Genomic DNA, 7333 nt, shown 5'->3' with positions numbered 1-7333 from the left:
GGAATATGGTGAATACTATGCTAAAAAATATGCTGAAGTAACCAAACATCAGCACAAGAGAGCACTCGCGCTTACATCTCGTAAATTTGTACGACTCGTTTTTGGTTTGCTGGTCAAAAACCAACTGTACACCGGCGAACAATTGGACGCCGAATATAATATTGAATCGAACTGATATTCGAAACTGACTTCATTTTTTCGAATGTTTATTAAGTGCACCCTTTTTTCAGAAAAACATATCAAAATCTTTTTCATTTTAGTCTTGACATATCACCAGAATGCTTTTTAAAACTGCCGTAAAACTTTTGTTTTACGGCAGTCATCCCATTTCTATTTATTCTGTGCCAGAGTTTTAATCACGCTTCAGCCATTCATCAAATTGTTTCTGTTTGGCCTCAATCACACGATCGATTCCGGCTGCTTCCAGATCTTTCAGAAATTTAGGAATGTATTCTTCCGGATTTACAGATCCGCTGTTTAGAGATCCCCGGTACTGTGACACCACATTTGCCAACGCTGAGACATCACTTTCTACCGCTGAATCGTCAAATAAAAATCCCATTGCTTTTGAATCCTTTGCACTCTTATTAAATTCCTCCATTTTTTGCCAGAGCTTTGGATCACTTCCATTCCATTTGTGGGCAATAAACTGATTGGGCAATTCCCATCCCAGGTTCAGGCTGTATCCTACATTATCCGTGGTAATTCCTTCCGGATAATTGATAATATCATTTTCCTGATCCTCGATGACATAGTCTGTACCTTCTTCACCCCAGTTCAGCAGATTCATAATTTCCTTACTACCATAGATATAATCTAATACCTGCATTGTCTTATCCGGATTTTCACAGTTTTGTGCCAGCGAGAAAATAATACCGGAATAGGTCTGACAGTTTTTAATCGGGTAATCCCTGAACTTCACTATTTCAAAATCGTATCCTGTAGAACTTTTAAATTCCACTGGTGTACCCGGATGATACGCAAAGAACAGTGAGAACAGATTTCCAGCCTTGCATACCGTTCTCCAGTTTTCGGTTGCCGTACCTGCATCCTTGCTGATATATCCTTTCTGGTACCAGTCATAAAGCATCTTTGTAGTCTGCATGTACCAGTCGCTTGCAAACAGATTTTCAATCTTCGTATTTTCGGTCTGATCCATCAGTACGCCTAAGCCATTTGCATCTGACAAAGTATCTCCCGGAAATAACCTGTCCAGAGGTGTATCCCCACTGTTAATAGAAAACAGCATGGTCATATCCGGTTCTCCTTTTTTAACAGCCTCAAAGACTTTTTCCAGATCTTTAGGTTCCTTAATTGCAGATGTGTCAATGTTATATTTTTCTATCATATCCTTACGCATGAAAACTGCCGGTATACTTCCCCTCTCGATTTGGTTTGGCACACCATAGAGGAATCCATCTATGGAATTCAGTTTTAATACCTCTTCCCCATAAATTTCTTTTAAGTTTGTCCCATATTTTTCTACCAGCTCTGACATATCCATGATCTGGCCTGCATGCATAAACTTCATTGCCCCTGTGGCATTCGTGTAAAAACAGTCAATTTTCTCATCACCGGATAGCATTAACTGCAGCTGCTGGGATGCACTTGCCCAGGGAAGCATCACAATATCCAGCTTGGCATTCAATTCTTTTTCCAGAATTTCATTGATCTTTCCTTCAATTCTCTCTTCATCCTGGGGCTGGCTTCCCTGCAGAACCATGGTTACCGTATAGGGTTCTCCTTTGTCATTCGTCTCACTGTCACTGGCTGCACTCCCGGTTCCGGCTGTGTCGGCTGTATTTCAACCTCCGCAGCCAGCCAGAGACAATGTTAATATACCTGCTAATAAAAGGCTGATCCACTTACTCTTTTTCATTAATTTTCCTCCTGCTTTGTCATACGACTGATTATAGTTGTATTATAACGGTGATTAAAAAAGATTGCTATAACTGGTCTGACTTAAAACTATCACTGGTTTGACATTACATTTTCTGAAAATTACAAGTTTATCTTGTATCACACAATGCAGAGAATAAAAAAAGACAGAGGCCTGTTATGGCTTCCTGTCCTTTTTTGATTTCTTTCTTATCAGATTTTCTTTAACCTTCTGATATATATCTTCCGGCTATTATGCGGCTCCTATTTAATCCTGACGCTCTTCACCTTACTATAACTACTATAGTATTTATGGTTTTTCACAGTCTTATAAGACCTTACCTTCACAAAATATTTAGTTCCTTTTTTCAGTTTGGACACCGTCTTTGTGATGGTTTTTGCATTTTTGACACTGACGTATTTCTTTCCTTTTGTAAATTTACTGTTCCTTGCATAAACGATTTGATATCCGGTTACTCTGGAATCTTTCTTCCAGGTTACTTTCATTCTGCCTTTGCCTGCTGCAGATACTTTTGAAATCACTGCCTTTTTCGGACGTACTTCGAATGTGATTGTCTTAAAAGCCTCATTGTATTTGCCAGTAGCAGATGCTTTAATTGTAATCTTTGCTTTTCCGTAATTTTTAACGATAACTTTACCGGAAGAGCTGATGGTAACAACTTTTTTATTATCAGACTTGTAAGAAAGCTTTCCATCGCCATTTGTCTTTACATTTAATTTGAAAGGCTTTGTTCCATATATTTTAGAAATATTCTTAGCACTGATTGTCTGATTCTTTTTCACCGGTTTAGAAGGTTCCACTGGTTTTACAGGTCCAACTGGCTTTTCTGTCTCCTGTGGCTTCTCTGTCTCCTGCGGCTTCTCTGTTTCCTGCGGTTTTTCTGTCTCCTGCGGCTTCTCTGTTTCCTGCGGCTTCTCTGTTTCTTCCGTTTCTGTTTCATCTGGTTCTTCCGGATCCGTCGGCTCTGCTACACGATTGTCTATTGCATATTTTGAAATCGTAAGCAGGCTGGATGCCAGATCATAATCCATCTGATTTCCTGTGGCTTCCTGAAGGGCTCCTGCATCTGCAATGGCTGTTTTCAGGCGCGCGAGATCTGCCGGTCTTGCTTTCGAGGTATCTGTTCCGGACACCTGTGATTTGGTATCATCCAGTCTCTGCGCATTTGCTGAAGTATCTTCCAGATATCCTGTATCCATCATCAATTCATTAGACTGTGCTACCACAATCTGTCCGGATGACAAGCCTACCAGACGGAAATAATATGTACCATCAAACGGTACTCCAAATGCAACTTTATCTTTTGTAAATACACCTCCGCCTTTATAGTTGTTGAATTTTACATCCACAAACTCGTTGGTATATACACCGGGTTCTGTGCCATATTGTACCTTGTAAGATGCAGCAGTTGTCTTTGGATATGTAATCTGGAATCCATCCTGGAATGATTCTGCTGTGATGTCGAATTCCTCGACTTCAATCTTAGAATAGATCTCTTTTTCTTCTTCTGTCAGGGTGCGTACCTGTATATTATCCACTTCGAACTGCCTGTTATATCCGCGAAGCCCTACACGCCCAATCTTGTGAGAACTGTCAGCAATAGAATAAACCTTGGCTCCGTCAATAAAGAAATTCAATTTGGAACCGTATGCAATTACCATAAGATGATGTGCCTGGTCAGGTTTAACCAGTTCCGATTCCACTGTTCCGCTTATTCCGTTCCACTTTTTATCCGTTGCTTTTCCAACTTCAAAGCTTCCCTTACCCTTGCCATATCCTATTCCAAAATAATAACCATTGTAACTGTCTGCGCCGCTTTCTTCCTTGGAAGACCGGAAAATAAGACCTGCATTCTGACCTTCTCCCCGCAGTGTTACATCTGCTTCATATACAAAATCTTTCCACTGATATGGCTCTGCTGTTACCAGCTTCATATCTGTACTTGATCCAAGTACCACTTTTTCATCCACAAACTGAATATCTGCCTGATTCGGTACCTTCAGCCAATTCTCCTGGGATTTCTGTGCATCACTAAAATCATCAGTGAAAAGTACTTCGTTCGGCTGTTCTCCCGGTTCTTCCTCAGTTTCCTCAAATACCCCAAGGTCTTCTTGCACAACCGGTCTCACATCTACCCCATACGCGGTAAATGCCTCATTGTAGGAACGGAAACCAATTGTTCCTTTTGTGAATCTGGAATCGCTGAATTTTGCAATAAATTCATAATCTGCATCGTCATGAGCTTTTAAATAAACAGCAAACTGGTCACCAAACGCTACTACCTTAATATCATACTTTGTGTTCGTCTGAAGTTCCGGCATGGAAAATCCCTTAATGTCATGCCATTGTCCATCTGCATAGCCAATCATAAGTCCCAGGCCATGGACATTGCCATCATTGTAATCAACTCTTCCAATACCAGCAAAGTATCCTGCATAAGCATCCGGATCATTTCCAAAATTACTTCCGCGGAAGATAATACCTGCATTATTTTTTGACATCTCATCAACAGATACCGTTCCGGTAACTACATAATCCGTCCAGTTCTGTGCCGAACCGTCCGCCGGCTCATAAGTCATCTTAACTCTTTCATTTTTACCGATTTTTGCTACCGTTCTGCCTTCATTTTCATCCTGTATATACCTGATATTATTTCCCGGATCATACTTCACCCATCCTGCTGACCCGTCCTCCATATAGTTCAGGGTTGTGAATCCGGAATACTGGGCATTGGGCGCACCCGGATTTGGTTTTAATCCGCCACCGTTGACTTCCTCAGCCTTTAATACAATGACATCGCTTGCTTTATCTTCACCATGAACCTTTGCAACGATCTGTACATAATAGTCCAGCGTGGGATCAATTCCTGTAATATACGCCGTCTGGGACTCAAATCCGATAATACTGTTGGTAAAATCCCCTTCTTCCGTTGTCTTATACAGAAGTTCATATGGTGTCTCCTGAGCATTTAAATTGGTATTAATCTTAATGTAATCATCTGTACGGCTATAGCTTTCAATATTAATATCCGTAATTTCCATATTTACCGGTGTAACCACCAGTCTGTCTACCTGAAGCCCTTCAGTAAACCGAAGGTTATTAAAATGTCCGTTGGTGAATTTGAAATTACCGTCTGAAATTAAGGTTTTCAGACCCTCCAGTGTTGCAGAGCCCAAAGTAAGATCAACTGACACTTTTCCTTTATTATTTACAATAACCTCTCCCTGTCCGCTTCCTTCTACCGTTAAAGTATAATTCTGAGCAGCCGGTACAATAATATTTTTAAACTCCTGATAGATATTACCCAGATGCTTAATTTTACTGCTGTCACCCTCTACCTTCACAACATCTGTGTATGGCTCTCCAATTGCCGGGAACTGGGATATACGCAGTCTGCCGCTGCCGTAAGGGATTAATTCTATATCGGTCTGTAAGCTTTCATCTGCCGGTGTTGCCCCAAATGGCTGAGGTCCTGCAATATTGCCATCATAGGTCCACTCAGGAATTAACTGTCCGGTAGCTTTGATGGTAACCGGTGCTGTCTGGGTGCTGAATGGCTGCAGAGCCACCTCATCTGCGTATGACACTTCAAATCCATCTTCTACAACCAATCCATAATTCCACTGGGATGCCGGATATACTTCTCTAAGCGGAGATTGTTCCTGATGATCTACCTTTAATTCCCTGGCATCATTGCTTTCCTCTACCCGCCAGTCCTCTTCTATCTTAAGCCCGTAAAGTAGCGGTCCTTTTTCTACTGCAACAGAGTCGTTGTACCAGGATGATGTTGCAATCTCACTTGGGAATCTCAGATCAATGGTATCTCCTTTTTTCCATTCCCTGTTTACTTTATAATATTCTCCATTTACAACACCTTCAGCCTCAGTACCATTTACTTTAACAACCGGATCTACTGCCCATTCGGGAATTCGAAGCTGAAGTTCAAAATCTGCCGTTTCACCCTTATAATCCAGGTGTACATCTTCTTTAAACGGATAATCGGTCTGCTGAACAAATTCAGCGGTTTTTCCGTCTGCCACCTTTGCTGTAATCTGATTTGGTCCGTAAGCGGTCAGCGCAAGTCCGTTGTTCTCAGTTGCCATCCACATATTCTGAACAAACTTCGGCCATCCCATATGTGTGTTGGAATAGCAGCAGTCAAATCCCAGCGGTGCTCCGAATGCCGAGCTGTCGCCATGGTCGCAGTCAAATTCATGATTTCCCAGTGTTGCCATAACCTGATTCTGCAGGACATAGTAGACATGTCCGGACATATCCGGTGTATAAGCAGCCGGAAGAGCATTATAAGCCAATTTCTCAATTCGGTCACCAATCCATGCTTCTCCCAGCACTTTCTCTGCGATCTCTGATGAAAGCAGCCCTTCCACAATACCACAGTTCTCTGTACCTCTGGTACTTCGGTTATCCCTTGCTGCCTCATCCGAATTGGGAAGCCCGTCTACCCGCCCATGGTCAATGGACATATTCAGCAGCCCGTTCTGAAGCGCATTCTTATCTCTATCATTTTTTGAATACTGATAATATACAGCCGGAGTCTTCATGCCCTGGCTGGTATTTACCACGTGCTGGCGGACAGTCGTATCATTATACTGACCTGTCCAGTCTGTTGTCTGCTCTTCCAGTATGTTACCCAGGTCAAGCAGCCAATCAGATGACTGCGGATCAGAATCATTATAAAGTCGGTTGTACAGCCAGTAAACACTGTCAATATTATCTCCGCCCCGGGCATCCGCCCAGTTGCTTAAGTGATTGTTCGGCAGTGCTGCTGCCTGGTACCGGAAATAACTTTCCATAAAAGGAATTACCCGCTCATCCGTTTCTCCTGCTGCTTCGGTTGCTTCATAATAATCCCTCATTGCCATAAGAACCGGCATCTTCGCCCACCAGTCAGTCTTGCTGCCTGCTCCAAAAGATCCGTCCTCCTTCTGGCTTGCCAGAATTGCTTCTACCCACATCTGAGCCTCTGTCTTCAGTTCCTCATCATCCAGCACATATGCCAGCGCAACAAGTCCTCTCATATAATAAGGACCTCTCTCCCAGCTTTCCCCATTTTCTGCGCCAAGCCATGCACTGGTAGCTTCATTATAATCATTGAACAGATGCATGTTTCCCGTTAAATTTACTTTTTGTAATAACAGCTGGTTTTCAAGCCATCCATTTGCACGCACCGCCCCCACCGGTAATTGTACAAATGGAGTGGTAATCAGCTCTCCCTGATTGGAAACATAATCTGCATTTCCCCGCCTTGCGCTTTTGTTTTTCATTTCTGCTGCATCAACTGCTCCTACTGATCCAGCCAGAAGTGATGCTGCCAACACCACAGACATAGTCTTTTTCAATACCTTTCTCATCTTCCCGCCTCCATTATTATTTTATAATATTCTTATTTTAATAGAAAAAAATACCAATATC

2 protein-coding genes and 1 pseudogene are annotated in these 7333 nt (G+C 42.2%); 1 reads left to right on the top strand and 2 read right to left on the bottom strand.

What is annotated here, in order from left to right; translation table 11 throughout:
- A pseudogene (locus QR40_RS33330) lies at positions 1-175 on the top strand (IS110 family RNA-guided transposase); the annotation flags it as partial.
- Positions 176-352: 177 nt separating this feature from the next.
- On the opposite strand, the gene QR40_RS23410 reads toward QR40_RS33330, so the two are convergent.
- Entirely contained in the window at positions 353-1723 is a 1371-nt protein-coding gene (locus QR40_RS23410) for an ABC transporter substrate-binding protein (RefSeq protein ID WP_152614267.1), read from the bottom strand.
- A gap of 419 nt (positions 1724-2142) precedes the next feature.
- Positions 2143-7272, bottom strand: coding sequence for a 3-keto-alpha-glucoside-1,2-lyase-like domain-containing protein (locus tag QR40_RS23405; protein ID WP_044296976.1), 5130 nt, complete (start codon positions 7270-7272; stop codon positions 2143-2145).
- Positions 7273-7333 lie beyond the last annotated feature (61 nt).

The organism is Robinsoniella peoriensis (assembly GCF_000797495.1).
Lineage (GTDB): Bacteria > Bacillota > Clostridia > Lachnospirales > Lachnospiraceae > Robinsoniella > Robinsoniella peoriensis.
Note: the sequence above shows the minus strand (reverse complement) of the source record. Positions and strands in the feature narration are given on the sequence as shown.

What these genes read in the sequence shown, in the direction of transcription:
- QR40_RS23405 (WP_044296976.1), bottom strand. Translation starts at nt 7,272, where the DNA reads ATGAGAAAGGTATTGAAAAAGACTATGTCTGTGGTGTTGGCAGCATCA.
- QR40_RS23410 (WP_152614267.1), bottom strand. Translation starts at nt 1,723, where the DNA reads ATGGTTCTGCAGGGAAGCCAGCCCCAGGATGAAGAGAGAATTGAAGGA.